The sequence below is a fragment of the Pedobacter jeongneungensis genome, from assembly GCF_039538295.1.
Classification (GTDB): domain Bacteria; phylum Bacteroidota; class Bacteroidia; order Sphingobacteriales; family Sphingobacteriaceae; genus Pedobacter; species Pedobacter jeongneungensis.
In genome coordinates, this window is the sequence record NZ_BAABBY010000015.1 from 51,978 (window position 1) to 76,769 (window position 24,792).

At 44.6% G+C, this 24,792-nt stretch carries 20 protein-coding genes; 12 read left to right on the forward strand and 8 right to left on the reverse strand.

The window, feature by feature from the left end:
• Window positions 1-953 precede the first annotated feature (953 nt).
• Both ABD769_RS22825 and ABD769_RS22830 read right to left on the reverse strand, forming a co-directional pair.
• Complete coding sequence (locus ABD769_RS22825; protein WP_344853668.1) at window positions 954-1,481, reverse strand: hypothetical protein; 528 nt, start codon at window positions 1,479-1,481, stop codon at window positions 954-956.
• 892 nt (window positions 1,482-2,373) lie between these two features.
• Complete coding sequence (locus ABD769_RS22830; protein WP_344853669.1) at window positions 2,374-3,720, reverse strand: hypothetical protein; 1,347 nt, start codon at window positions 3,718-3,720, stop codon at window positions 2,374-2,376.
• 251 nt (window positions 3,721-3,971) lie between these two features.
• On the opposite strand from ABD769_RS22830, the gene ABD769_RS22835 reads away from it, so the two are divergent.
• Window positions 3,972-4,262 carry a hypothetical protein gene (locus ABD769_RS22835; protein ID WP_344853670.1) on the forward strand — a complete coding sequence of 97 codons (291 nt, stop codon included), beginning with the start codon at window positions 3,972-3,974 and terminating at the stop codon, window positions 4,260-4,262.
• A gap of 767 nt (window positions 4,263-5,029) precedes the next feature.
• Complete coding sequence (locus ABD769_RS22840; protein ID WP_344853671.1) at window positions 5,030-8,185, forward strand: P-loop NTPase fold protein; 3,156 nt, start codon at window positions 5,030-5,032, stop codon at window positions 8,183-8,185.
• 593 nt (window positions 8,186-8,778) lie between these two features.
• Here ABD769_RS22840 and ABD769_RS22845 read toward each other — a convergent pair.
• The gene (locus ABD769_RS22845; protein ID WP_344853672.1) at window positions 8,779-9,006 is read right to left on the reverse strand and encodes a helix-turn-helix transcriptional regulator; all 228 of its coding nucleotides are present in this window, start codon (window positions 9,004-9,006) and stop codon (window positions 8,779-8,781) included.
• Between the two features lie 1,135 nt (window positions 9,007-10,141).
• Here ABD769_RS22845 and ABD769_RS22850 point away from each other — a divergent pair.
• The 5 genes from ABD769_RS22850 to ABD769_RS22870 all read left to right on the forward strand — a co-directional run bounded on the left by ABD769_RS22850 (window position 10,142) and on the right by ABD769_RS22870 (window position 17,630).
• Window positions 10,142-10,489, forward strand: a complete 348-nt coding sequence (locus tag ABD769_RS22850; protein WP_344853673.1) for a hypothetical protein — start codon at window positions 10,142-10,144, stop codon at window positions 10,487-10,489.
• Window positions 10,490-10,781: 292 nt separating this feature from the next.
• On the forward strand, window positions 10,782-11,384 hold the full coding sequence (locus ABD769_RS22855; protein WP_344853674.1) for a thioredoxin domain-containing protein: 603 nt from the start codon (window positions 10,782-10,784) through the stop codon (window positions 11,382-11,384).
• 3 nt (window positions 11,385-11,387) lie between these two features.
• Window positions 11,388-14,606 carry a SusC/RagA family TonB-linked outer membrane protein gene (locus tag ABD769_RS22860; RefSeq protein WP_344853675.1) on the forward strand — a complete coding sequence of 1,073 codons (3,219 nt, stop codon included), beginning with the start codon at window positions 11,388-11,390 and terminating at the stop codon, window positions 14,604-14,606.
• A gap of 11 nt (window positions 14,607-14,617) precedes the next feature.
• Window positions 14,618-15,961 carry a RagB/SusD family nutrient uptake outer membrane protein gene (locus ABD769_RS22865; RefSeq protein WP_344853676.1) on the forward strand — a complete coding sequence of 448 codons (1,344 nt, stop codon included), beginning with the start codon at window positions 14,618-14,620 and terminating at the stop codon, window positions 15,959-15,961.
• Window positions 15,962-16,304: 343 nt separating this feature from the next.
• Window positions 16,305-17,630, forward strand: a complete 1,326-nt coding sequence (locus ABD769_RS22870) for a hypothetical protein (protein WP_344853677.1) — start codon at window positions 16,305-16,307, stop codon at window positions 17,628-17,630.
• Between the two features lie 186 nt (window positions 17,631-17,816).
• Here the strand turns inward: ABD769_RS22870 and ABD769_RS22875 are convergent, their stop codons facing one another.
• The 3 genes from ABD769_RS22875 to ABD769_RS22885 form a co-directional block, all read right to left on the reverse strand.
• On the reverse strand, window positions 17,817-18,119 hold the full coding sequence (locus tag ABD769_RS22875; RefSeq protein WP_344853678.1) for a hypothetical protein: 303 nt from the start codon (window positions 18,117-18,119) through the stop codon (window positions 17,817-17,819).
• A 129-nt stretch (window positions 18,120-18,248) separates the two neighbouring features.
• The gene (locus ABD769_RS22880; protein ID WP_344853679.1) at window positions 18,249-18,689 is read right to left on the reverse strand and encodes a MauE/DoxX family redox-associated membrane protein; all 441 of its coding nucleotides are present in this window, start codon (window positions 18,687-18,689) and stop codon (window positions 18,249-18,251) included.
• Window positions 18,690-18,844: 155 nt separating this feature from the next.
• Window positions 18,845-19,420: a cyclic nucleotide-binding domain-containing protein gene (locus ABD769_RS22885; protein WP_344853680.1), complete on the reverse strand. Its 576-nt coding sequence runs from the start codon at window positions 19,418-19,420 to the stop codon at window positions 18,845-18,847.
• 314 nt (window positions 19,421-19,734) lie between these two features.
• Between ABD769_RS22885 and ABD769_RS22890 the strand changes: the two genes are divergently transcribed.
• On the forward strand, window positions 19,735-19,965 hold the full coding sequence (locus ABD769_RS22890; RefSeq protein ID WP_344853681.1) for a hypothetical protein: 231 nt from the start codon (window positions 19,735-19,737) through the stop codon (window positions 19,963-19,965).
• Here the strand turns inward: ABD769_RS22890 and ABD769_RS22895 are convergent.
• Together ABD769_RS22895 and ABD769_RS22900 are read right to left on the reverse strand one after the other, a co-directional pair.
• Window positions 19,962-20,087: a hypothetical protein gene (locus ABD769_RS22895; protein ID WP_344853682.1), complete on the reverse strand. Its 126-nt coding sequence runs from the start codon at window positions 20,085-20,087 to the stop codon at window positions 19,962-19,964. The genes ABD769_RS22890 and ABD769_RS22895 overlap by 4 nt on opposite strands.
• Window positions 20,065-21,111 (reverse strand): hypothetical protein, encoded by a 1,047-nt coding sequence (locus ABD769_RS22900; protein ID WP_344853683.1) that lies wholly within the window; start codon window positions 21,109-21,111, stop codon window positions 20,065-20,067. Before ABD769_RS22900 ends, ABD769_RS22895 begins: the two co-directional genes overlap by 23 nt.
• A 329-nt stretch (window positions 21,112-21,440) precedes the next feature.
• Between ABD769_RS22900 and ABD769_RS22905 the strand changes: the two genes are divergently transcribed.
• The 4 genes from ABD769_RS22905 (at window position 21,441) to ABD769_RS22920 (ending at window position 24,306) form a co-directional block, all read left to right on the forward strand.
• Entirely contained in the window at window positions 21,441-21,719 is a 279-nt protein-coding gene (locus ABD769_RS22905; RefSeq protein WP_344853684.1) for a MerR family transcriptional regulator, read from the forward strand.
• Window positions 21,720-21,926: 207 nt separating this feature from the next.
• On the forward strand, window positions 21,927-22,775 hold the full coding sequence (locus ABD769_RS22910) for an RteC domain-containing protein (RefSeq protein ID WP_344853685.1): 849 nt from the start codon (window positions 21,927-21,929) through the stop codon (window positions 22,773-22,775).
• Between the two features lie 553 nt (window positions 22,776-23,328).
• A complete protein-coding gene (locus ABD769_RS22915; protein WP_344853686.1) occupies window positions 23,329-23,844 on the forward strand; it encodes an alpha/beta hydrolase in 516 nt (171 codons plus the stop codon).
• Window positions 23,845-23,850: 6 nt separating this feature from the next.
• Window positions 23,851-24,306 (forward strand): helix-turn-helix domain-containing protein, encoded by a 456-nt coding sequence (locus ABD769_RS22920; RefSeq protein ID WP_344853687.1) that lies wholly within the window; start codon window positions 23,851-23,853, stop codon window positions 24,304-24,306.
• Window positions 24,307-24,792: the final 486 nt, after the last annotated feature.

Consider the following 24,792-nt stretch of genomic DNA (forward strand, 5'->3'; position numbering starts at 1 on the left):
ATGACTATTGGGAATTTGGTGTGTAATATGAACTTTTCGAAAAATACAGGGTTTGCCACTGTGGAGGTGTAGAAGGTATTGAGGAAGGATTAGATGGGAGTGATGGCTTTATATTAGGTTTTTCTTCTTGCTGGAGCGGTTGGTTTTTTAGTGTTGGAAATCGTACGAAATCATTAGGTTTATGAGGTTGGGGGATTTACGCTTTAGCTTGTTTCATTTATGCGATAAACTTTATTTTCCTTTATTGTTTTCTGGCTGTCCCCTGCGGGCCGAGCCATGCGCTGTATCTTTTGTTCTGGAACGATGTCGCTGCTGTCCCTGATGGGGAAGGATACAAGGATAATAAGTTATGGAAGGGATTTTTTGTTTAGGTACAGATTTTATTTTTCTTGTGCCGGGGGATGGGAAAGTGCCTGTTGTTTATGGATTCCTTTCATGATGGGGATTTTGAAATGTTCACTAAGAACAGTCGGGGTTGGGCACTGGAAACTGTTGATCAGGAGTGGAGATTAGAGATCGGTAAGAATGGAACGTGAACGGCGCCCCTGCACTGGCCGGAACTGAACTGGAACATCCTCAAATTAGAAGCTGGAGTTGTACTATGTTTGCTGACCTGGTGGAAAGGATCTGATGTCCTATTGAACTCCGCTAAAGCAGGAACTTACACGAGGAGAGAAATTTGAGGTTGGCGATCCTATGCGTTCAGAGGGAAAGGAACAATTTAGGCAATTGCCCGGCAGTCAAATCCGCGTACTGTTTGGCCCAAAACGCACTGACCAGTTTCACTGAAATACGCAGTAGGCCAAAATTTCAAAAGATATTGACGTCAAAACTCAATGTAGTAATGGTCTCATGTTCTGTGATAGAACACTTTTACCCTAGTCATATAAATCTAAGCTAAAAAATCACTATTAGCTGAATGTAATAGTGATTTTTTAATAATTTATAAAGTTTTATTGTCCCACTGCTCTGCTTATGTGGGAAATTTTACCATCTAAGCCATTGTGGTAGTGAAAATATTCAACAACCCGGTTACCGTTACCACCGTCCCAGAAAACGCCAGGTGCTGCACCAATATCGAAGCTTGGAATTACAACCCTGATTCCCGGAGGTAAAGTCCCTTCTACTTTAATAACAGCATAATCGTCATCCGTTTGTCCATCGGGGTTATCAAATACCACAATTTGAGTATTACTCAGTGGGCCTTGAAGTACCATCGATTTAATCCTGTCATTTGCACCGCTTGGAGTAGTTTTTTTGAGATTCAAAGCCTTTGTAGAATGATTCCCATAGGTCAGTACAAGGTTACCCGTACCATTCCATTCCTGGTAGAAACCAAATAGGCCTTCCTGGGGAAGAGGGCTAAGGGGCTGGACGTCATTCGGGGCAACAGGTTGCCACTGACCAGTCACAATTTGTGCCGAAGTTAGCTTTGAGGCTAATAAAAGCCCGGCAAAGAATAATGTTTTGTAGATTTTCATAGTAAGTAGTGTCTTTTTAAATTTAATTTAAGCCAAGGTATGATTAATACAAAACAAAATCAATAATAACCAAAAATAACTTTGATCATGAGAAATGTTCATTCTAGTAGCCGCATCCTAACTGCCTTATTTAGCTTGTATTACCAATCGATGCGGATGATTTTATAAGTGTTTATATTTAGAATTAAATTAATACTATGTGGGTATTTCGGTGAAAGTGTATGTCTCGTACTGCTATAGCTTGTCATTAAAATAGAAAAATGGCAACAAAAAGTAAAGACAAGACAGAGATTGCAACCAGGAAACCATCGGGTCGATTAGGTGAGGATGTTAAAGCGAAAATCGTATGCAGAGTTAATTCCGGTACGCTCAGTAAGTTCTATTTTCTTTTATTGTTTTTTGGCTGTCCCCTTTGGGCTGGGCCATATGCTGTATCTTTTGTTCTGGAACGATGCTGCTGCTGTTCCTGACAGGAAGGGATAAAAGGATTATGGTGTGTTATTTTTATAGAATATGATTATGTTTTTTGTGCCGGGTAATAATTGAAGGAAAGCTTTCTCCGAACCCTATATGCCTTTTGAATATAGCAACTGAACTCGACGAACATAATAAACAGAGTTTAGAATATTTCTACTTACTTCAAAAATTTCTTAAGGAAGAGGGTTTGACATAATGAATAAATGACTTGTGCAAGCGATCAATTGCTTACACAAATCATTTATCAATAGCCAAGATTTCTTATTTGATTTAATTATGGATTTCGCTAAAAGTGACGAAGAACCCGTTTAACTGGGGGACTGGACAGCTCCTGGTCGTTTTTTTTAAAATAGGTAATGCGAACATACTCATCTATTTACTCTCCGTCCGATACAGGTGTTAATAAAACCTCATCCTAAAAATTAAAAGGGATCGCAGTCTTGATGCCGACCTGACTCCGTTTATAGAATTTTTCCCCTGACTCTTCCGGCTTTAAGTTTTTGCCGCCAAGATCAAAAAAAGAATAAAACACTTCAAAGCTTATTTTGGCTGTCTGGTCTGATTTTTTGATAGAGTTAAATACCAATCCAGTTTCCAGGTTACTCTGGGCCTTCGGGATGTTTTCATAGGGGATGTCACGGAGGAACTTCAGCCTAAGACCAATGCTACCGCTGGTTCCGAACATTTTGTAGCCTTCTGCCCAGACCCGGCCGGCATGGTATTCCCTGTATGCGCCTGAATAAACGGTATAACTATTGGATTTTGCGTATGTCGTGGCCGCATCGGTAGGCCCTACCTTAACGTTTTCCTTGAGATCAGAAGAATTTAGCTCATCAAAATTGTTGTAGTAACCCAGCGACCCGCCTACGCTCAGTAGCAGGTTCCTGGCAATACTGCTTTCCCATCCCTTATGTGTTCCGGTGAAAAACACATTGAGCGTTCCGGTACTCTGAAAGGTATTGCTGGTGACCTCGGGGTGGTACATGTTTGCAACATCGGTCACATCGTAACGGTAAAATTTCAGCCCCCCCGCCTGCTGGGAAACCGATACCCAGAATAAGGTACGAAAGGACCATTTGGCCTTATCATAGTAGCTGTCCAATTTGGCCTTCCGTTTCTTTGCATCCGCGAGAAGTGCATCGCGCTTTTCAACCAGTTCCCGGTAATCCGGAAGTTCGCGGCGGATGTTTTCTACATTGTCCTGTTTTTTTTGGTAATAGAGGTCCAATGTTGTCTGGCTGGAGTCGATAAGTTTGTTCAGTTTCTGTATCCGTTCCACTAATTCTTTGCTGACATAAAGTTCATCATAATCATGTTGTATATCAGAGAGCATCCGGTATTTATCGGCTGGCTCATAATAATAGATCGGCCGAAACATTTGCGACCATGTAGCGCTGGCACTGAATCCTTTTGCCGGTTTCTGGTCTTTGAGCAGCTGTATGATCCCACTTTCGGATCCGCCTTTTACATTCAGGCTCAAAAAACCCGGTACTTTTTTTGGACGGATGGCATAGTTGATCTCTGCACTTGGCTTATCGATGGTGATAGTTGTAAAATTGAGTGGCTTTCCCGCACTCATATCGGTGAGCAGCAGTTTAGAGAAATCGGCGAATACCACTTCCCTGAATTTTTCCCCGGGGATTTGTCCGGCAACCAATAATGCAGAATCCAAGCTACTCGTTTTGTGGTTCTGTGCATAAGATGTTGAGAAAGCGGCAAGGGATATTCCCAATGCCACAAGTGCATTTTTGTGAGTGTTCATTAATTTGATGGTTAGGCGTTTATCTTTTACTAAGTTAAGCAAAAGGGATAACGCCTGAAAACTTTTTTCCGTTGAATAGTGGAAGACGCCAAGGGGGGTAATCATTTTTCTTCCAATATCAGCCAGCTTGGCGCACAAATTAACTGCGTGACTAACCGGGCCCGTTTAATGCTTAATGTATCTAAATTTATCGCAGATCGTTCTGGGTTATGTGCTGACCACTGCCGCTACGGGTAACTTTCAAAAAAAAAATGACTCCCTCGAGGTTTAACGAATTCTACCAGGATTATGTGTGCAGCGCTGCCATCAGGTTGGCAAGTGAAGTTTTTGCGCTATTGCCCATTCAATGTGTTTATGTCAATGCCATTGCAGACTTGCTGGATTCTGCTACCGGGAGGATAAAGCCTATGCCGGTATTGTCGGTTAAGTTTATCAAGGATAATTTAGGCAGGCTGGATTTTGAGCGTATTGACTGTTCGGACGCGATGCGGAATTTTGTGTTTAGGATGGGGTTTTCGGCTGTGGAGGTGCTGGAGGGGTAGAAGGGGGTGCGGAGGTAGGGTAAGGTTGGAAGGATGGAAGGCGAAGTTATGAGGGTTAAGTGGGAGTGATGAACCGGGTTTAGTTCTTTGTCGTTGCGGGGAAGAAGATTTTTGAAGCTGTGTATTATTGGAAGGTTGTGCTTTTTTCTTGTTTTTTCGCTGTCCCCTGCGGGCCGGGCCATGCGCTGTATCTTTTGTTCCAAAAGGATGCCGCTGCTGTCCCTGACAGGGGGATAATAATGGCAGAATGTCTACGGTTGATTGATTTAATGAGATATACATTAACATTCCTAAGCTTAATTTTTCAAAGCGGACTACTGAAAGCCGCGGGTGGAGGGATTTTTACCGCTCCATCAATTACCCTTTAACAGTGCTACAATTACACTAAGCATGCTTTATACTTTATCTGCCCTTTGCCAGCAATTTTCAGATAGCTGCTATAGTTAAAGTACTGCCTGTGGCTTTAGATGGGAATTTCGCTGATCAGCTTATTATTAACGGTATTTGATTACTGAAAATAAATCTTATTTTTATCTTTTAACGTAATCTCACAATATGCCAAAAAGTAGTGCTTGTTTTATCTCAAACCACTGCCCAGTTTCCATTCAACGGCCGATACTGGATTTGTATGCTTGGACTCAGTCTTATCGGTTATGTCTAGGGATATCTGAAAACGGACGACGAAAATTCCCGGTAACTCACTGCAATAAACTGCAAGTCTTGAAGACGATCTATCTCACAATATTGCAAATATCATTGTTAACAATATGAACCCTCAATTTATAAGTAATGATCCAAGGGGAGAAGATCTCTTCGGTGAGAAGGCACAAGATAGAATTGCCGCCAGTATAGCTGTCCAAATCAGGGATCAACCATTACATTCTAAGCTTATTGGTCTGGAGGGAAGTTGGGGGGCAGGCAAGTCAAATGTTATTAAACTGATAGAGAACAGACTTTCAGCTACCCACCATATATATGTACATGATGCCTGGGGCCATCAGGAGGATCTTCAGCGAAGAGCATTCCTCGAAGAACTTACTGAGGATCTTTATCTGAAAGAAGTTCTGGCTAAAGATGTATGGAAGAAAAAGCTTGACGATCTTCTTTCCAGGAAACATGAAACAGTTACCAAAAGTGTTCCCAAACTTAGCACTGGGATTGTCGTTACGATACTTTTAGCTTTTTTTACGCCTGTTACGGCATCATTGGCCAAGGAGTTCGGCGAACATTGGTATAAGTATCCGGTTTTGTTAGCTCCGATATTGATTCCATTGTCAATCTGGTTAGTAATCTGTCTGTTCAACTGGAAGCGACCAAGAATTACGGATCTGTTCTATCTTTACAAGGAGAAAGAAATTGAGGATCGCAAGGAGACAATTACATCAGAACGGGAACCCTCAGTCCGGCTATTCAAACAATGGATGAAAGAACTTTCCGATGATCTAGGAACTGGTGAGAAAAAGCTGATTGTGGTTTTTGACAATATGGACCGCCTTCCTCCGGATAAAGTCAAGATATTATGGTCTTCGATCAATACTTTCTTTTCTGATTTTTCTTTTGATCACATATCGGTAATCATTCCTTTTGATACGGCCCATATTTTGGCTGCGTTTGGCAACAGCGATGACGTGGCAGGACAGTTTATCAGTAAAACTTTTAGGGTGATCTTCAGGGTCGCACAACCAGTGCTGACCGACTGGCAGGCGTTCTTTACACTCAAGTTCGAAAATGCTTTTGGTAGCGGCTATGGGAGCGAACTGATTGTCCTCAAGACAATATTTGATCTCGCAACACCGAGTATTACCCCGCGAGATATCATCGCATTTATTAATGAAATGGTATCTGTATCTCTGGTACTTGGCGATGAAGTAGGATTACGTTATATTGGACTTTTTTGCCTTAATAAAAAAGAAATCCTTGCCGATCCGGCAAGGATAATCGAGGAACTTCCTTTTATAGAACGATTCAAGACTGTTTTCAGGGACGATGATCAGATACAGGATAGTCTGGCGGCGATAGCCTATAATGTGCCCAAGGAGTCTGCCAGACAGATCATATTAAAGCGCGAGATACAACTCGCTATCCGTGAGGAGAATCAGGAGCGTTTTGAAGCATTGACGGGCCAAAAGCATTTCTCTGATATGCTGGAACAGATCAGTATGATTGATGAGTTGCCGATTAGCGCGTTTATACAGCTCTGCGAAGGGCTGCCGGGAAGGACGGAAAAAATAAGTGCTGCTGAATCTACTGAATTCTGGGACAGGCTTAACAGGTATTATATCAAGGCCCCCCAGAATACGCAGGAATTCACTATTGCGAACAGGATTTTGATGGATCGATGTTCTGTTGAACATAAGTTGCAGCATGCCAGCTATTTCGCAAAAAGGATGAATTTGATGGATAATTTTCTTGGAGATAAGTATTATCATAGCCTGAATAAATTCGATGAATTCAGCCGCGATGGCGGTTTAGGTATCAGCATCCATGACCATCTCTTGGATAAGGACATGGAAGCGGAAGACTTTGTGCTTTTTGTGACTGCGGGCGGCGGGCTGGAGCCGGATTTTAAGGTTTCAACTGATGTGGGCAAGCTCAATGAATACCTGATTGATGCTGTCAGTAAAGGCAGAAAGGTCGATCCCGTTATTGGGGAAATTCAAGAATCTTACGATCTGAAAGCTACAGTTGAATATCTTACAGCACAAATGGTTGCAGTCGACAATAAGATTACTTATGATAATCTAGTCAATGTTGTTTACCTTTTACATGCCATGACCCCAGACTTGTTATTGCCACGTTTACCTGATACTGTCCTTAAAATATTTTTAGAACATACTGACCAGAAAGAGGAAACCTTCCTTGAACTTGCTGCCATGAGATTATCCAGAGGAAAAAGTTATGCATACGAAGGGATTGCCGTAGAATCTTTTCTGGAAATTTCCGGAGACGATGACACTGATTTTGTCGCTCAGGTTGCAAAACGTTTTGAAAAGTATGGTAATTATGGTACCGGTCTGCTGTTTGCCGGGAAATGGAAAAATAATCTTTTGACGGGTGTGATGCAGAATATTACTATCAACCATTATGGTACATCAAGGATGAATATTGCTGAAGTCCTTCCCCGGTTTACCGAGATTGGGACTGCCTTTGACTTGGATCTTGATATATTCATTGATAGATTAAATGGATGGTCAAGGTTCCTTCCTGATAATATCAGTAAGGAAACGATCAGGGCTAAGGTTGGGGATGTTGGTTTTTACCGTAAGGCAGTAAATTCTAAAAATAAACTCTCAAGATATATGATCAAAACCTACAAGGATTCCCTGCAGGATATAAGTGAGGAAGCATGGGCAGAAGTAATCATAAATAAAGACAGTACGCTGAGCAACGTGTTGACGTTTATCGAGAGCGGTCAGCTCAAGTCATTGCCTGTTAATTGTGTACTCGCTTTTAAAAGACTAATTTCAGAATTTGCTGCGGGTGATTATGATGATATATCTGAGGCAGATTTTCTTATACTTAAGAAATCGATTTCGAATGCAAGACTGAAAACTGTATTAAAAAATATTAGGGACCGCTTCTTAACGGATCTGATGATCACGACCAGACAGTCATTATTCTTTTTTGGGATGTTCATTGATAATGCTGATCTGTCTGACAGGCCGGCGGATGCGATCCGCCGGTTATTTATTCCGATGCTCAGCCATCCTGAATCGCTCGATTTATTATTGGTGTACAGTGAGGACGTGATAAGTATTGTACTTGCTGGCGGCGTTGAGGGCTTATCGTTTGTAGAGGAGCTCAAAGGACTTGATTCTGCAGATTTGAGAATAAACCACCTGATGGATAGGTTAAGGTTATCAGATGCAGAATCTAAAAAAACTAAAACGAGTAAAAGCAAAAAAAAACAGAACGAGACTTAGTCTGAAAAGAATTTGAAGTTTGGTGAATTCTTCATGTGAATTTCTCTTTTTATATTCTTATTTATTTGGGAAACCCCTTTAAATGGTTAAGTTGTTTTATCTGTTAGTCATTGGATGGGGATTTCGGCAATAGTATCCACCTGTTTTCGGGCATAGTGGCCAGCTTTTTCGGCCTATATTATTCGCTCTATTTCGCTTCAAAATGGCCGATCGGCTCATTTTGAAGCAGTTTTAAGCTTTCCGAAAGCCTGACCGGACTCATTGATTGTTTTGCATGGAGAAATTAAATTGTCGATGCGCTAAAGGCCTTAAAATCGAAACTTATAAATCTTTTGTTGGAGTATTTTTATCGACGGTAATTTTCTATTAGTCCAAGTCTAAAATATCCTTTTAGACGCTGAATATTGACTTCTAAAGAATCACGCGGAGGGTCAGTGGACGAACAACTACGAATACTGTTTGAAAAGTGATTAGGTCGGATTGGATATATTTGGATCAGTCTTTAGGATACCATCAAGACCAGATGGTAAAAAACGGAGTGCACAATTTGGAATGAGAATCGCTGAACGCTTTTAGCGAAATCCCCATATAGATCACTTTTTAAATTCTTCCACTTTACTATTACTCCAATCACTGGGATGGAGTAATTCCCTAATATCAACCCGTAAATATTCAGCTATTCTATTTAAAGTCGTTACAGTTGGTTGATGTTTATTATTTACCCATCTCGATACTGTTTCTTTTTCAATCTCAAGGAACTTAACTAAATCTTTATTACCAGCACCTTTTTCTTTTAAAACTTCCCCAATCCTATTGATCATAAATATTTTAAAATAATTGTTGATATTTAATATCAACTTTTGTATATTTGTTATTAGTTATTTATAGCGACAAATAGAGTTGGGTTAACCTGGCTTTAACGATGTCTCTCATGAAACGAAACCGTCAATCTTCGCATGAGCTGATCGTGAGTTCGCCGTATCTATTGAATTTGCTATCTTCGCGATATCTTATATTCAGTAGGGCGGACTTCATGTTAGTCTTTTGCGAGGCTCAAGCTATTGCTTGAGTGGTTCTTGACGGTACCAGTTTCAAAAGCATTGAGGTTCGCCTTATTGATTTTTTGTCAATCAGGTTCTTTTTTCTTTTTGAGTACATCGTTTTACATAAAAATTAACCGTTTATGAAAACGAAAAAATTAAGCGCCATCAATTCATACCACTTCGGGGAAGGGGTACTTCGGTTTTCCCTTAAACTCTCGTTAAAGAACGTTATTTGTTCTCCGTCGTAATGCGCGCTGGATTTTTCCGAGGATAAAATAGCCCAAAGAAAACAGGGGTTGGTGTGAAAGAGCGCACTGATTCCCGGTGGGTTAATTTAGCTTGGTGCCAGCCCTTATTGCGGTTTAGGCAAGGGTGCATTACTATGGTTTTTCGCAATCCCAAGGTAGGTATCTTTTTTCTAATACGCAATACGGTTTACCGTATCCGCATATTTTTATGTGGAAGGGGCTGGTTTTTACCTGTTTTTTTTCTAATACAAATATAAATCCGGAGCGTATGGGCCCAAATGAAAAGTATCCTTTTGACAGGCTGTATGGTTTAAAGCCGAAGAATCCCGTTTGAGGGGTGGCAGGGCAGGCGGGACCTTCTGGTTAATGATTCTTATGGGTTCTTTGATAATGCAACCTGTCCTGTCTTTTTCTTTTCGGTTTTCGGGTTTTGTCTGAGTTCCGGCTATCAGGATCGTTAGGTTTCTGCTTTGATTTCCTTTTAAAAAATATAACGGTTTTGCCGTAAGGGGAATGTTATGTCCGGATTTTTCCGGCTGAAGCTTCCAGCTGCCTGTGCCATCCGCGAAGGGCGCGGCGGCAGATGGTGGGGCTGCCTCGGAACGTTATTTCCGGGCAGCTACTGCCTTTTTCCTGTTAAAGTTTAACCGGGCCTAAATCTAAATATGAAGACCGACAACCGCTTTTTGCTTCTCTTTTTTCTCTGTTGGGCCATCCTTTACAGTCCGCTTTCGGTATTGTCCACTTTTTGGGAAAAGGATGATTTTGTGGCCGTTGAGGATTGCGGAGGTGCTGGAGTTGTTAAGGGTAGTGTGAGGGCAGGTGACTTATTGGCAAGAGACAAGGGGCTGTTATGTGGTGTTAATGGCTGCGGGTGGATGATTTATAGCGGTGGATGTTATCATCCATTTAGCGGGCAGTCTATCTTTTCAGGTGAGGAGCTTGGGGATTTACCGGGTGGGCTGTTCCCTTTTGAGCGGCCTTTTGTATTGAAGCCTAAGAACCCTGAATGAGAGGAGAGAGCGGATGGGGCTGGTCTAAAGGATAGGCATCTTTTTGTGTTATGCTATGGTGATGCCATGCATTGTTTTTCAATTTTTTCAACTAACCAATTTTCAACTATAAACTATTACGTGGCTGGGCCATAATGGGTGATCTGGTGCGCTCTGCGTGGGATTCCATTTTGTAGGTGCAGGGGTTATAAATGCAGGGGGCAGTGGCGAGGAATTATCCGGGCTGCTGTTTTTAGGATGATGTTCCTGCTGTATTTATTCCGTTTGGCCTGGTCATAACTAACCAAACTAAATGATGATTAAAAAAATCTGTTTCTTTTTAATGGTGCTGTTTGGCACTGTGAACAGTCTTTCTGCCCAAGTGGCGCAGATCGACAGTATTGCTCCCGTTCCAGTGGGCGGTGAGCTACCTAAGCTTTTCTGGGATTACAGGCATACCGTGCTTGAGCGGGGTGTGCCTCGGGAATATTCGCTTTCTTCTGACAGGGGAAAACTAATCATTATCGATTTCTGGGCGAGCTGGTGCGCTTCCTGTATCAAGCGGTTCCCAAAGCTAGAAGAGATCGAAAAGGCTTTTCCGGGAAAGGTGAAGGTACTACTGGTGAATTCGGTGGGGACGGGGGATAGCTATGATTCGCTTTTATCAAGGTTTCGATCTGGATCGGGGAGTTTTACCTCAACACCGCTTACAGTGGTAACCGAAGATAGGTTATTTCTGAAGGTCTTTCCGCACAGGGCGCTGCCGCATTATGTGTGGATTGCAGATGGCGGGGTGAGAGCAGTGACCACTGCAGAGCTGCTGACGAAAGAAAATGTAGCGCTTCTTATCGGGCACATGGATGAGCTGGATGGGAGAAGGAAGAAATTAGAGGCATTAAGAACGAGAAAGAAGTAGGCTATGGGAAGGATATATGATCTTGTGGGCCTATATATTAGGCTGTTGTGCATGTTATTGTTGTTATCGGGTGCCTGTCTTTCCCTGTCCGCGCAGGAAAGGTTAAACGGGATTACGGTCAGTGCAGCTGATGGGAAACCGCTGGCGGGGATAGCGGTGAGGACGGATAAGGGGCAGGCGGTGCTGAGCTCCGATGCGGGGACATTTTCAATTGTGCTCGATGCGGGAAAACACAGGTTGAGGTTTTCAGGGCTGAACGTGGTTGCATTGGACACGGTAGTTTCACTGCCCTTTACAGTGGTGTTTAGGGTGGCGCTGGTTTCGGCAGAGCAGCAGTTGCAGACAGTAGAGGTGAGTACGGGTTACCAGATGCTCCCAAAGGAGCGCGCAACAGGTTCTTTTGTACAGGTGTCGAATAAGATGCTGGAGCAGCAGGTGGGGGCAGGTATCATCGGCAGGCTGGAGGGATTGGTGAGCGGATACAGTATTGACAGGAAGAGTAATGGAGGGGGCGGCTATGGGATTATTATCAGGGGAATTGGCACGCTGCGCGGTAAACGGGCACCGCTGATCGTACTGGATAACTTTCCTTATGAAGGGGATATCGATAATATCAATCCCAATGATATCGAGAGCGTGACGGTTTTAAAGGATGCTGCTGCTGCCTCGATCTGGGGCGCGCGTGCAGGGAACGGTGTGGTGGTGATTACCTCCAAAAAGGCAAAGTTTAATTCCCCGCTGAAGGTGTCCTTTTCAGGGAGCTTTAAGGTCACGCAGCGGCCAGACCTCTATTATCAGCCGGCGATCGGGGTAAGCGATTTCATTGACGTGGAGAATTTTCTTTTTGATAAGGGCTATTACGCTACGCTGGAAACTGCGGCAGAGAAGCCGGCCTTATCAGAGGTGGTGGAACTTAGGATTGCGGCAAGGGATGGAAAGATTTCTGCGCAGGAGGCCTCCAGGAGGATAGATTTGCTAAGAGGATATGACCTGCGGGGGGAGCTGGAACGCAGCGTGTTTTCCAGGGCAACTGCGCAGCAGTATTCGCTGGGACTAGGAGGGGGCAGTACGAAACGTAACTGGTTGGTTTCCTTTGGGGCTGACCGGAACATGAGTAATCTGGGTGCGGCCTTTGACCGTTATAGCCTGAAAGCAGAGCAGAACCTGAAAGTAACAGAAAGGCTGACCTTGAGCGGGAATTTGATGCTGACGCATTCGGTTGGTAGCGGGGGAAGGGAGGATATCTCGCAGGTGAGTACGCCGGGTGGGAACCTTCCGCCGTATACGCGTCTTGCAGACGGAGAAGGGAATTCCCTGCCAGTGATGAGGACCTATAGGGATTCTTATACCGCATCGGCCGGGGGAGGAAAGCTTTTGGACTGGAGGTATTATCCGCTGGAGGATTATAAAAGTGTTCCGATCAGGAACCTGCTTAACGGGGTGCTGGCGTCCTTTAGGGCGTCTTACCAGCTGAACAGCTGGCTGAAGCTTTCGGGGAACTATCAGTTTGAACAGCAGTCCACCGAGAACAAGACCAGTTATCTGGAGGGAAGTTATATGGTGAGGAACCTGGTAAACCTGTTTTCTTCGGTAGATGCCAATGGTACGCTGAAAAGGAATATTCCCTTGGGATCAGTCAGGGACCTGTCCACTTCGCTGCTTAGTGCGCATAACCTTCGGGGGCAGCTTGATGTGGATAAACGCTTTGGCCGGCACTTGCTGGTTGCCCTTGCTGGAGCAGAGATCAGGAGTACCTCGGTTGACGGGGAGAACAAGAGGGTATACGGTGTCAATGAATCCACGCTGAGCTCCGCGGGTGTTGATTATGTTAATCCCTATAAATCCTTCGTGACCGGAGGTAATATTTATGTACCCAATGTGGATGGATTTACCGGTTCGCTTTCACGTTTTGTGTCACTTTTTGCAAACGCTGCCTATACTTTTGACGAAAAGTATACCTTTTCGCTAAGCGGGAGGAGAGATGCCTCGAATGCCTTTGGACTTGCCACAAATGATAAATGGAACCCGCTTTTCTCATCAGGGCTTGCCTGGGATATTGCAAGGGAAGATTTTTATAAGCTGGAGTGGCTGCCATTACTCAAAATGAGGATGACCTTCGGGGCTAGCGGGAACACCGATCCAAAGGGATCTGCCGCGACATCTGTCATTTATGCAGGCACCAATTCGCCCTACACGCAGAGCCCCTATGCCATCTTCAATAACTATAACAATCCTGAACTGAAATGGGAGCGCATTTATATGTTCAACGCAGGGCTAGACTTTGGGCTGAAAGGAGGCAGGGTAAGGGGGAGCGTGGAGTTTTTCAGGAAGAAATCAGTTGACCTGCTTGCCCTGAGCCCTATTGACCTTACTGCTGGAATAGGCTACACGGTGATTAGGAATGCGGGGTCGATACAGGGCAACGGGGTTGATGTGGAGCTCAATACCGTCAATACCTCAGGGAGATTGGCATGGACAAGTGATTTTTTCTTTAATTACTACCTGGACAAGGTGCTTAAAAACTATTCCACAACTTTCAATGGGAGGGGGCTGGTAAACGGTAATGTCTCCTCAGCAGGAGTGGTAGGGCTTCCGCTGTTCAGCATGCTTTCCTACAGGTGGGCGGGCCTTGATCCGCTGACAGGAGATCCGCAGGGCTACCTGAACGGGGCTGTTAGCAAAAACTATTCAATGATGATGTCTGGTGCTAAACTGGAAGATATGGTCTACCATGGTCCTGCCATGCCGGTATTTTCGGGGGCACTGGGCAACAGTTTTAGCTATGGAAGGTTCAGTTTAAGTTTCAGGTTCAGCTACAAGTTGGGCTATTATTTCAGGAAACCTTCCCTGAGTTATACCGCCCTGTTTGCCGGGCGTAATGGAAACGGAGAGTTTGCCTCCAGGTGGCAGAAACCGGGCGATGAGGCCACTACCAATGTTCCCTCGATGGTTTATCCGGTTTCTTCCAGCAGGGACGAGTTTTATTTTGGATCGGAGGTAAACGTGCTCAAAGGTGACCATGTGCGCCTGCAGTACATTAATATCGGTTATGATGTTTCCGCTAAAAGGCCGGGAAGGACTTTTCTCACTCAGGCGAGGATTTTTCTGGTGGTTTCCAACCTCGGGGTCATCTGGCGTGCAAACCACCAGCATATCGATCCGGATTTTCCATCGTTCCCTGATGCCAAAAATATTGCCATGGGGTTTAGGACAAACTTATAAAGATAATAATCATGAAAAAAATATTGTATATCATCTTGCCTTTGTTACCTGTTCTGGTTTCCTGCAAGAAATTCCTGGATGCGAAATCCGATAGATCGATTGCCATTGCCGAAACGCTTTCCGATCAGCAGGCGCTGCTGGACCATTACCAGGTGCTCAACCAGGCGGATGGGAATGCCGCTGAGATCAGTGCCACTGATTTTTACCTGACCGATGCGGATTTCGCCTCGCGGCTGGAAAACGAGCGTAATATGTATACCTGGCAGCGAAGTAATATCTTCCTGCCTGAGCTTAATGAATGGGCCAATAACTACAGGGCTGTTTACAGGGCAAACAGCGTGATCGAAAACCTGGGAAAGATTGGCCGCAGCGATGCGAATGCACAGCAGTGGGACAATGTGAACGGGCAGGCCTGTTTTTACAGGGCAAAGAACATCCTGAAAAGTCTTTTTGTATGGGCACCGGCCTATGATGTGGGGTCTGCGGCAACTGATCTTGGGGTTCCGCTCCGCACCGGTTCGGATTTCAATGTGCCCTCGAAGAGGGCAAGCGTTGCTGAAGGCTATGCCATGGTCGTGTCCGACCTGAAGACCGCGGTGCGGTGCCTGCCCCCAGTGGCGGTGCACGTAATGCGGCCTTCAAGGGCTGCTGCCTTTGGCCTGTTGTCAAGGGCATTGCTCTCGATGAGGGAATATGCGCAGGCCGCTTTATATGCGGATTCAGCACTGAGACTGAAGAGTGACTTAATGGACTTCAATACCCTGAACGCCGCCTTGGCGCTGCCTATTCCGCAATTTAATGCGGAGGTGCTGCATGACAGTTATTTTACCGGCGTGCCGCTTTCCAATGTCAGGGCGAAGATTGATCCACAGCTTTTTTTACTTTATGAGCCGAATGACCTCAGGAAGACGGTGTTCTTCAATGACAATAAAAACGGGACTTATGGCTTTAAGGGGAGTTATGAAGGGTTCACGACTTTTTTTGCCGGGGTTGCCGTTGATGAGGTACTGCTGGTCAGGGCCGAATGTTATGCCAGGTTGAACAGGCTGCCTGAAGCGCTGGCGGATTTAAACAGGCTGCTTAGGAACCGTCATAAAAAAGGAACCTTTACCGATAAGGCAGCAGATGATCAGAAGGCGGTGTTAGAAATGGTACTGACCGAAAGGAGGAAGGAACTGCTGATGAGGGGACTGAGATGGATGGATATCAAGAGGCTCAATAAGGAGGGCGCGGGAATTAGCCTGAAAAGGACGGTTAACGGGGTTGATTATATGGTTGCGCCGAATTCAAGCGGTTTCGTGCTACCGATACCTGAGCTGGTCATCCAGGCTTCGGGTATGGAGCAGAATCCGTGAGGTGTGAGCTAAGGTTTATAGCCAGGGTAGATTGGTATTGCCTAAACCGGATCGCAGCTGGGCGGTGTCAGATGGCTGTATTCCTACTATGAGCTGGAAAATTGTGCCGCGGCCCTTAAGGGTAATAAGAAAATGGCAAGAGGATACTAATGCAAGCCTTTTGCCATTTTAACATGGGATTATCGGTAGCTTTAGGTAAATCCTTTTTGCTGTTCATATTTAGCGGACTGTATGTATTGTGGTTATGAAAATGAACAGCGGTTTACTTATTTATTCAACTGGTATCGCTTACATCTTTTTAATAATTTACGTATACTTACGCTGTTAACCAATAACTTATTTAATGCGATCAACGCTCTCTACCGAACAATCATCTGTATGCTGTTCCTTGATGATCATTGCAGCTATTGCAATGTCAATCTTATCCTGTAGGAAAAAGGATATTGAACCGGGTTATTTTACCCAGCATTCTGGCTTGGTAATTGGCTGTCCAGTCGGTAGCCGATTGAGCGATTGGCGGAAAAGGGTATCTTTTAAAAACAGGACCTTAAGACTGCCTGCTTCTGATCCGGGCACTTTTGTTGTCGATTTTAGGTATAAAAAAATTCTCCTGAGCAAGGATAGCGTTTCTAAGCTTGATAATGGAAGTGTATCGGTGTCCCATTTGGATGGTGGCAGTTTTACAATACCAGATATGTGTTTTTTAGAATCGGTTTTTACCTGTAATCCGGTGAAGGTAACCGGTGAGGGCCCCCAACAGTTAAAGGGAAAGATTGTTACTTCCAAGATCCTATTTGAGAAGTTCAGCTGTGGTGCTGCTTCGGTCAACCTGGAATCACCTGGTAAGGTGGAGGTTTTATCCAGTGAATTTAAGGATAATGCGAGTATAACGGGGATGGCAGGCTACCACGGTATTGAGAAATCATCCTTTGAAAACCTGACCGACCAGATCAGGAGTGATACGCTTGTTGTACGTGGCACCAGTATTAACAATGGTAGCCTATTTTTAGCAGACTCTACTGTGCTCGATGACATTGAGATTAGTGGGCACCTGACTATAAAATGGAATGAATATCCCAATTATGGTGCAAAAATCATATTGAAAGGCATAGATTTTGATAAATTAACCATTCCTACCTATGGTGTAGACCTTATCATTGATCCAGGCCAGGAATATCTAAAAAAAGTGAGGCTCTATCAGCAGGTCATCAACCGCTATAAGGAGATTCCCGACCAAAGGAAAAAGTATGACATCCAATATCAGAAAATGGTCAACAGGTACGAGGGGTCGGTATTTGTTGATCTGGTTGAGGAACATTGGAATAATTATGGATATGATAAAAATATGATTTTCATGAATTCGGTGATTTTAATGATGATCTGTTATGTGATCAATCTGTTTGTTTATCCAAGGGTTTTGCATGAAGGTTATTTAATGCCTGAATTCATCACTGCCGACCTTCATGTTAATGAACCCAATAGGTTCAAAAGATACTTCTATAAAGGTATTTACTGTCTAATTTATACGGGGTTTATATTTTGGGGAGTGACATTGGACCTGGAAAAGATCAAACTCTCGAACGTCGTATTATCTGGCTGGATAATTATCCAATATCTGACGGGTATCGTTTGCCTTGCCTATATGGCCAATATCATTATCGGAAGATAAATGTCTGTTTTAACTAAACCCGGAGAACTGACCTTGCATTATGGAAAATAGAGGTAAATGGCCAGTCGGAGGCGGTGGCTGAGGATTGATTCGGACATAATGAGAAAAAGCCTTTAGCTTTTTGGGCTAAAGGCTTCATGGCAGATTACCGGGATAAGTGAACAGTCAAATCCCGCATGCTTATTACTAGTCCCTTGAAGACCTGATTTCAGGTGAGGTAAGGATGTCGCCAGCGGTAGGGTGGTTGTCCAGATAATCTGAAAGTGATCCGGTTACTTCGATGGTGCAGGGAAGTACATCCTCCTGGCTGCATGAAAAGGTTGGTTCTCCGGTAACGGGTTCCCAGGAGTCCGGGTCATCTACCGGGCCGTTTGCATCTTTATAATGGTAAAGTGTTCCTAAGGTTGAAGAGGTGAATGCACTTTGGGTGATGATAAGGCCGAACCCCAATACAAGGGCTGCAAGGCCTAAATTCAGTTTTTTTAACATGGTTTTTTAGTTTAAATTTTCTGCCCAAAGGATAGGGCCTGGGCAGCTGGCCCCCGTGTCCGCTTTGTCTGGCCGCCGGACTGTGGTTCTTGTTGTCTTTGTTGGGCTGGCCCGTCCCATGTTTCTGCATTACTCTTTGTCACCTACCTCCCGCTTTGGTTTTATGGATATTGCGATAATTGCTGCCGTTAGAAAAAGCATATTGAGTACCAGGTGTCCCTTCCAGCTAAGCAAGCTGATCACCCCACCACAGCTGCACGGGACATGTGTGAAATACCCGGTGATGATCAGCAGGATATATCCGGTAAAGACCGAAATGAGCAGTAAGGAAAAGATGATCCCCATCCTGTTTGTTTTTTTGAAAAGCAACAGCACTGCGGCCAGGAGTTCGGTCATGGGTATGATATAGACAAGGACTGCCGATGTATTGGATGAGAAAACCTGCCGCTGCATCTCCAGGTGGTAGCTGTCAAAGGAGGCGATCTTACTACCAGCTGCGTATACCCATAACAGGATAAATGCAGCTGATATGAACTGTGATGCCCGGGAAGTATTTTCGATAGTATCCATATTACTCGTTTTGGATTTCCTTGACCGAAGTTGGCATTTTATAGTGGTCAGGCTATCACATGTATACTCGAAAAACTAGAGACTGCCTGATGTCTTGATCTGGTCTGGATGGGTTTTGGGACAAGTGGGGAATTGGGTGGGCGATTTTTACTGTTTTATTTTTTGTTCCTCATTGCGCTGAGCGTGCTGGGATGGATGCCAAGATAAGAGGCTATATCCTTAACCGCGGCCAGGGCAAATACACCCGGAAAGGAATCCAGTAGCTTTTCAAGGCGTTCATTAGCGCTGAGCAGCTTGAGGCTGCTGAGAAGCGATATGGTGCCCGCAAGCGTTTCTGCATTGATAGCTCCGTTAAGGGGTACTGATTCGGGAAAGAGTTTGTGGATATTGGCCATATGTTTTTCAGGGATGCTGAGAAGGGTAGAACCTTCCAGGAATTCCAGAAAAAGCTTTCCGTTGAAATGCTGTGCCACTGGTTGCAGATCTGGCAGCATCTGTCCGCAGGGAAGAAAAAGCACGGTAACTTCCTGCTTGCTATCTTCCACGTACAGGAATATCCTTGCGCTGCCCGTTGCCAGGTAAGAGTAGCCGCCAAGGGTAATGTTTGAAAGGGAGAGCTGTTGTTGCCGCTTGAACGCGGTTTGCTGCAGGGTGAATCCCAAGTATGCTTTTAGGCCCACTGAAAGGTGTTGATAGGAGGCTAGTCTAGTCAGGTAAGTTGCTTTTTCCATTTTTCAGGTAAAGAAATGCGCTTTTGGGCATCTGTCAAGTTGCTGTTGTGGCAACTCCGGGCAACCCATTTATTTTTTGGCATTGAAAGGCTAAAAAAGTTTGGAATCAGCTATATTTGGGGCATGAAATAAAAGTATTTAAATATATGATATTGTAGCAATAGCTATTTTACTGTTTTAGAAAACCGCGAACTTTCGAAAGACACAGGAAAAAATAGATGGTTGCCTACGCTATGCGTGGGTGCATGTTTATCTTGTGTCTGGGCTCTTCGCGGTGCCCCTAAAGCGGATATCGGGTCAGCCCGCGCTTTTTTATGGACCATTCACTGCAATCAAACCTCTTCCTGCTCAACCTGCCTATAGCAGAACTTCCGCTGTCCGAGCCTTTTAAGCTCAGGAGCAAACTCATGGGATTTTTTACCCTGCAGGACATTCTTGCCGCAGACCAGAAGGGATTACATGAGCTGGAGGACTACTCTGAACACTGGTATTATGAATTCGTAGGATTTCTTGGGCGCAAGGGGCTTTTGCACTTGCTAGGCTAATATTTTTCCTGGGCAATGGCAAGCATGGTAGCAATTTTTTCGATTACTTTTTCCACGTCGTTCCCCATCGCCGAATAATAGGCGTTTTTGAAACTTTTCTCAGATATGTTCTCTTTTTCCATGGTACTGTAGTGCCTGGTGACATAGCGGTGCAGTGTTTTTGGGCTCTGGGCGATGATGATCTCTGATTCGACCTGCAGGCGGACAAAAAGGGCGAGTTGCCTGACGGTGAAACCGACCCTGAAACTTCCCTGCTGAAAACCTTCCTCCTTGGAGGTCGGTGGCCGTGGACTCAAGGGACTTGAGGTAATCAAGTTCTGCATGGACATACCTGGACAGTGATTCCCTGATTGAGGGAAGTTTTTGGTTATAACTGTCCCCTGAGCGTTCGGTCAGCTGGCGGAGTGTTTTATCCAGGAAATTCAGCATACTGTACCGGTCTGTTATATTTTCGCATTTTTCCAGTTCACGGTTAAAATAACTACAGCAGAACTGGTAAAAGTAAGGATGGTTGAATCCAAGGGATGCCATGTTGAGCAGTATGTCCAATGTTCCGGGTTTCTCCATATCCGGATTGAAGATAGGACTGAGCGCATTGAAAAAATCGAGGAGGTAATAGACCTGATAATAGCTTATGGTGGTTTTGTTATCTAAAAGCTGAAGCGAAAGGGAGCTGAGCATTTCCGGTATTTCGTTTTCCACCCCTTTCCCAACCAGGAGTTCTATCGTTCCTTCTATTCTTTCGAGCAGGGTTATTTGGTAACGCTCAAAGCGGGAGCGGGGAATATTGGCGCTATAGTCAAAAAGGGATGGGAAATATAGCTCAAGGTTATCGAGAAGGCTGTTCAGGCTAAGCTTTATACTAGCAGCAATTGCCCGGTTTTTCCTTCTATTAGCTGTTTCATCCGGATTTTCTGGGGGGTCCATTTTATCAAGCATGAGGCTGATGAAGTACTGGTGCTGCCGGATACACGTCTGGCCCTGCTCGGTCGGCATTAAAGGAATATCCGCCAGTAGGGAGGTTAGGATCTCCCCACATTGCTTTACCACTTCCCCTGGGGTATCCTCATTGCCTGTTGCGGGATGGGTACCCGATAGGAACCTTTCTATCGCTTGCCTAAGCAGGGGTAGTTTGTTTGACATCATCTTCACTTATGGATCGGGCAACATAAGGAAATCTGCTGCTTTTAACATCATTCCCGTGGTAAGACAACTGTCTGCCGTGGTGAAAGTACTGTCGGCTGATGTGAAAGATTGCTTACTGATCGGTTATTCTTATTCCACCTTGTGCGAAAGGACTATGGTTGCCGGGTTGCGCCACCGGGCAGCCACTTGACAGCGGAGGGGAATAATGTTTTCTTTGATTTGATAATGGTCCGGTTTATAAGGTAGTACTGAAGGGTAGATGTTTATGGACGTTCTGCCTGGCAGGACTTTAAGGACCCGGAAGTGTTCACATTCAAAACCTATGATAAATGAACAAGATCGATGCACTTTTGGACGTCCTGTCCAGGATATACCAGCTATTGGTGCTGGTCCACAACAGCAGGCTCCACGGTAATGGTTTTTTAGACGAAGATCCCCAGATGACCCGGCAAGAGGTCAAGGACTATTTGGGGATCAGTGAGAGTACTTATAAGAGAAAGGTCAGGGAAGGGGTACTCAGGCCGAGGAAACTGCCCGGAGGAGACAGGTTTTATAAAAGCCAGCTACTAGGTGAATACCGGGAGAGCAGGCGAAGGGGAAGAGTCTGAGGTGATGTAGTAGTATAGCACCTGCCAGGTTTATCCTGCCTTTGGTTTCCATTTTTGGGGTCTATCGGCTTTTTTTTAATTCCAAATGAGCTTTATGTGGTTCGTTTTAGCCCATTTTGGCCCAAAGAGGGCTAAAGTTTTTTCCGGCGATATTCAGTGGATAGGTTTGAACCAATAAAAAATAAACTCACCCAAATACCATCTGTTATGATCAGGGAATTCTCAAAACGCAGTCTGGCCACTTTGCTCGATGAACTGCACAGTTTGGACCATCAGACCAACGATCCGCTTCAAAAAATGAGCGGTTCGTTAAAGATTATTAAAACCGCTATCACCAGGCTTCAGCAAATCGTGCTGGAGCAGGGGTTTTCTTCAAGGGAAGAGGAGGTTAATTTTTTCAAACACATCAAGACGGACTTTTATGCTCAGCAGATCTTTGTGGTGGAGCGGTATACCCTAGAAAGAAATATGCCTTTAAGGGATGCCGAAGCGCAGCGGATATTTTTGCTTGGGGAAGTGGCTTATGTGGAGCGCTTCTTTTTATCTCATCCCTTTGTATTTGAATATTTCAGGATCGGGGCAACCGAGCTGGATGAACTTTATTTTCTAAGGGAAAGTGAGGGGTCGGGCTTGATTTTTCCTGAAGGATTGGAAAGGGATCGGTCTTTTTCAAGCCCGGTGGATTACCTGTTTTCGAAATTCAAGGCTTATGGCATGGTCAGGGACTGGATTATGGAAAGGCTGGATTACCTGGAGCGGAACCCGGCGGTAGCTTATGTTTCAGGCGCGGAGTCAGTGGAGCTAAAGTGGACGGGGGATAGTGTGAATTTGGCTGAACTGGGTTATGCGCTTGCCCTAAGCGGGCAATTAAACCACGGGCAGGCAGCGATTGCGCAGGTGTTCCGGTGGATGGAGGAGAAGTTTGTGGTAAGTATAGGCGTGCCGGCGAGACGGATGGCCTCGATCAGATCTAGGAAAAGGTTGAGCAGGACAAAGTTTTTGGATGAGCTGAAGGAGGTGCTGGAACGAAAGATGGATGAGGATGATGGGCGGTAGGATTGGGAGATACATTCTTGGTTATTATATTAATAATACTGGAATACCAAAGCTTTATAGTTAGGTGATATCGATGCAACCCAAGGATTTGAATGGCATACTGAAGATCACATTTGGTAAGAGGGGGTTCGGTGTGGTAATTGGCAGGATGATGCCGTGACTGAGTTGCTGTTGCTCAAAATGGATATAGCTATGAAGGAAATAGCCTACGAATTGGGCTTTTTCGAAATGAGTTATTTTTCAACGTATTTATAGCGGGAGAAGGGCATCAGCCCCATGAAGTTTAGGGCCAGGGGCAGAATCAAAGGGTGATCGGCTAATTTTTATGGATTTTGATAATTTAAAAGAGCAGATCGGTGTGATTTTTTTCCGACGAGGCTGGATGGGGATTACTGTTTTGCGTTGCCCAGGTTCATAACGGAGGTATTGGTGCCGGTGAAGGGGAATGTTCTTTTAAGCGGGTTATATTACTGAAGGTACAGGGATGCACCATTGATGATTTTATTTTCAGGGGAATGCGGGTAACCTGCAGAATTTTTCGGATAACCATTCGATGGTACTTGATTGGGGTTATAATGTGCTGGTGGTTGATTACCGGAGTTTTGGTAAATCGGGTGGGGAGCTTCTGGGAGAGAATCAGTTATATGCCGATGCAGAGCAGATTTACGCGTTTGCAAGGGCGCTCGATTACCGGAATGAGGAGATTATACTGTATTGTTATTCTATGGGTGTGGCGATGGTCTGTCATCTGGCCAGTCGTAAAGGCGCTAAGGCAGTGATTATGGAAAGTGGTTATTCTTCGGTAGATGAGATGGAGTTTGCTAAGGGGCTTTGTCCTTCGTATCCGCTGAACAATGCGGAAAAGGCGAAGCATATTTTGATACCTGCGCTTGTGATACATGGGGAACTGGATGAGGTGATTACGGTGGACCATGCGGAGAGGATATGGGAGAACCTGGCCAGTGATGTTAAGGAGATAAATATACTAACTGGTGGTGGACATGGTGACCTGAAAGGTATGGCAGGGTATGCAGGGTTTATCAATGGGTTTATTGACCGCTTGGGGTAATTGGTGGTGAAGGATAGTTGTGCGCTTGAGGAGCATCTGGCCAAGGCTCAGTTGCAGTTCAGGTTAGCGGGAATTGCGGTAAAGCGTGCGCGCAGTGTTTATGCGTGGAAGCGGGAATGTAGTGCAGGTGATATCGAGAAAATGGAAAAACTGACGCGATTGGTGGAATGCCATTACAGGTCGGATAAAGCTGTTGTGTTTTATAGTGCACAACTGGGTTTATCGGTCAAGACCCTGAACAGACTGTGCAGCTTTTTATTGGGGCAAACGGTTTATCAGCTGGTGATGGATAGGAGGCTGCGTGAGGCAAGGAAACTGCTGGTACGAAGTGAGATTGGAATCAGGGAAGTTGCGGCTGGGGCAGGCTTTAAAAATGTAAGCTGTTTTAGCCGGTTTTTTAAGGGCATGACGGGGATGAGCCCTAGGGCTTACCGGTATCAGGCAAGGAGGAACAGTTGCTAATCGGTGTCGGCAAGTGGTCGTTATTGCAATCCTTACAATTAGTCGGACACTTACCTCTAGGCACGATTGAATGCCGACAGGTTTGGTTTATTTGTTGATCCGTGCTATCGTAAATTGAATTATAGGTAGGATCACGGAAAACCGTAAAATTAAGTGGATTTGATCGATTAAATTTCTGAGATATTTTTGCGAGCTGGACTTGTTATATACCAAGAAATAAGTATTGTCTTCTTTTACTTCTTTTCTTTAATTAGCACGCAATGATAGCTTGCAAAAAATATGGTTGAGAATTGTCAATCTGTTGACGGATGAAACGGAATAGTAAGTAAAAAAAAATATATTTGAATTTAAACAACCTTAGATCTGAATCCGGAAGTACGTAATGCCTTGGATATATAGAAAGATCGTCAGGTGGGCATTTGGTGTCAATAATGCAATAAATTTACAAATGTCCATGTAAAAAATAGTAGGTGCATATAGGAGGCT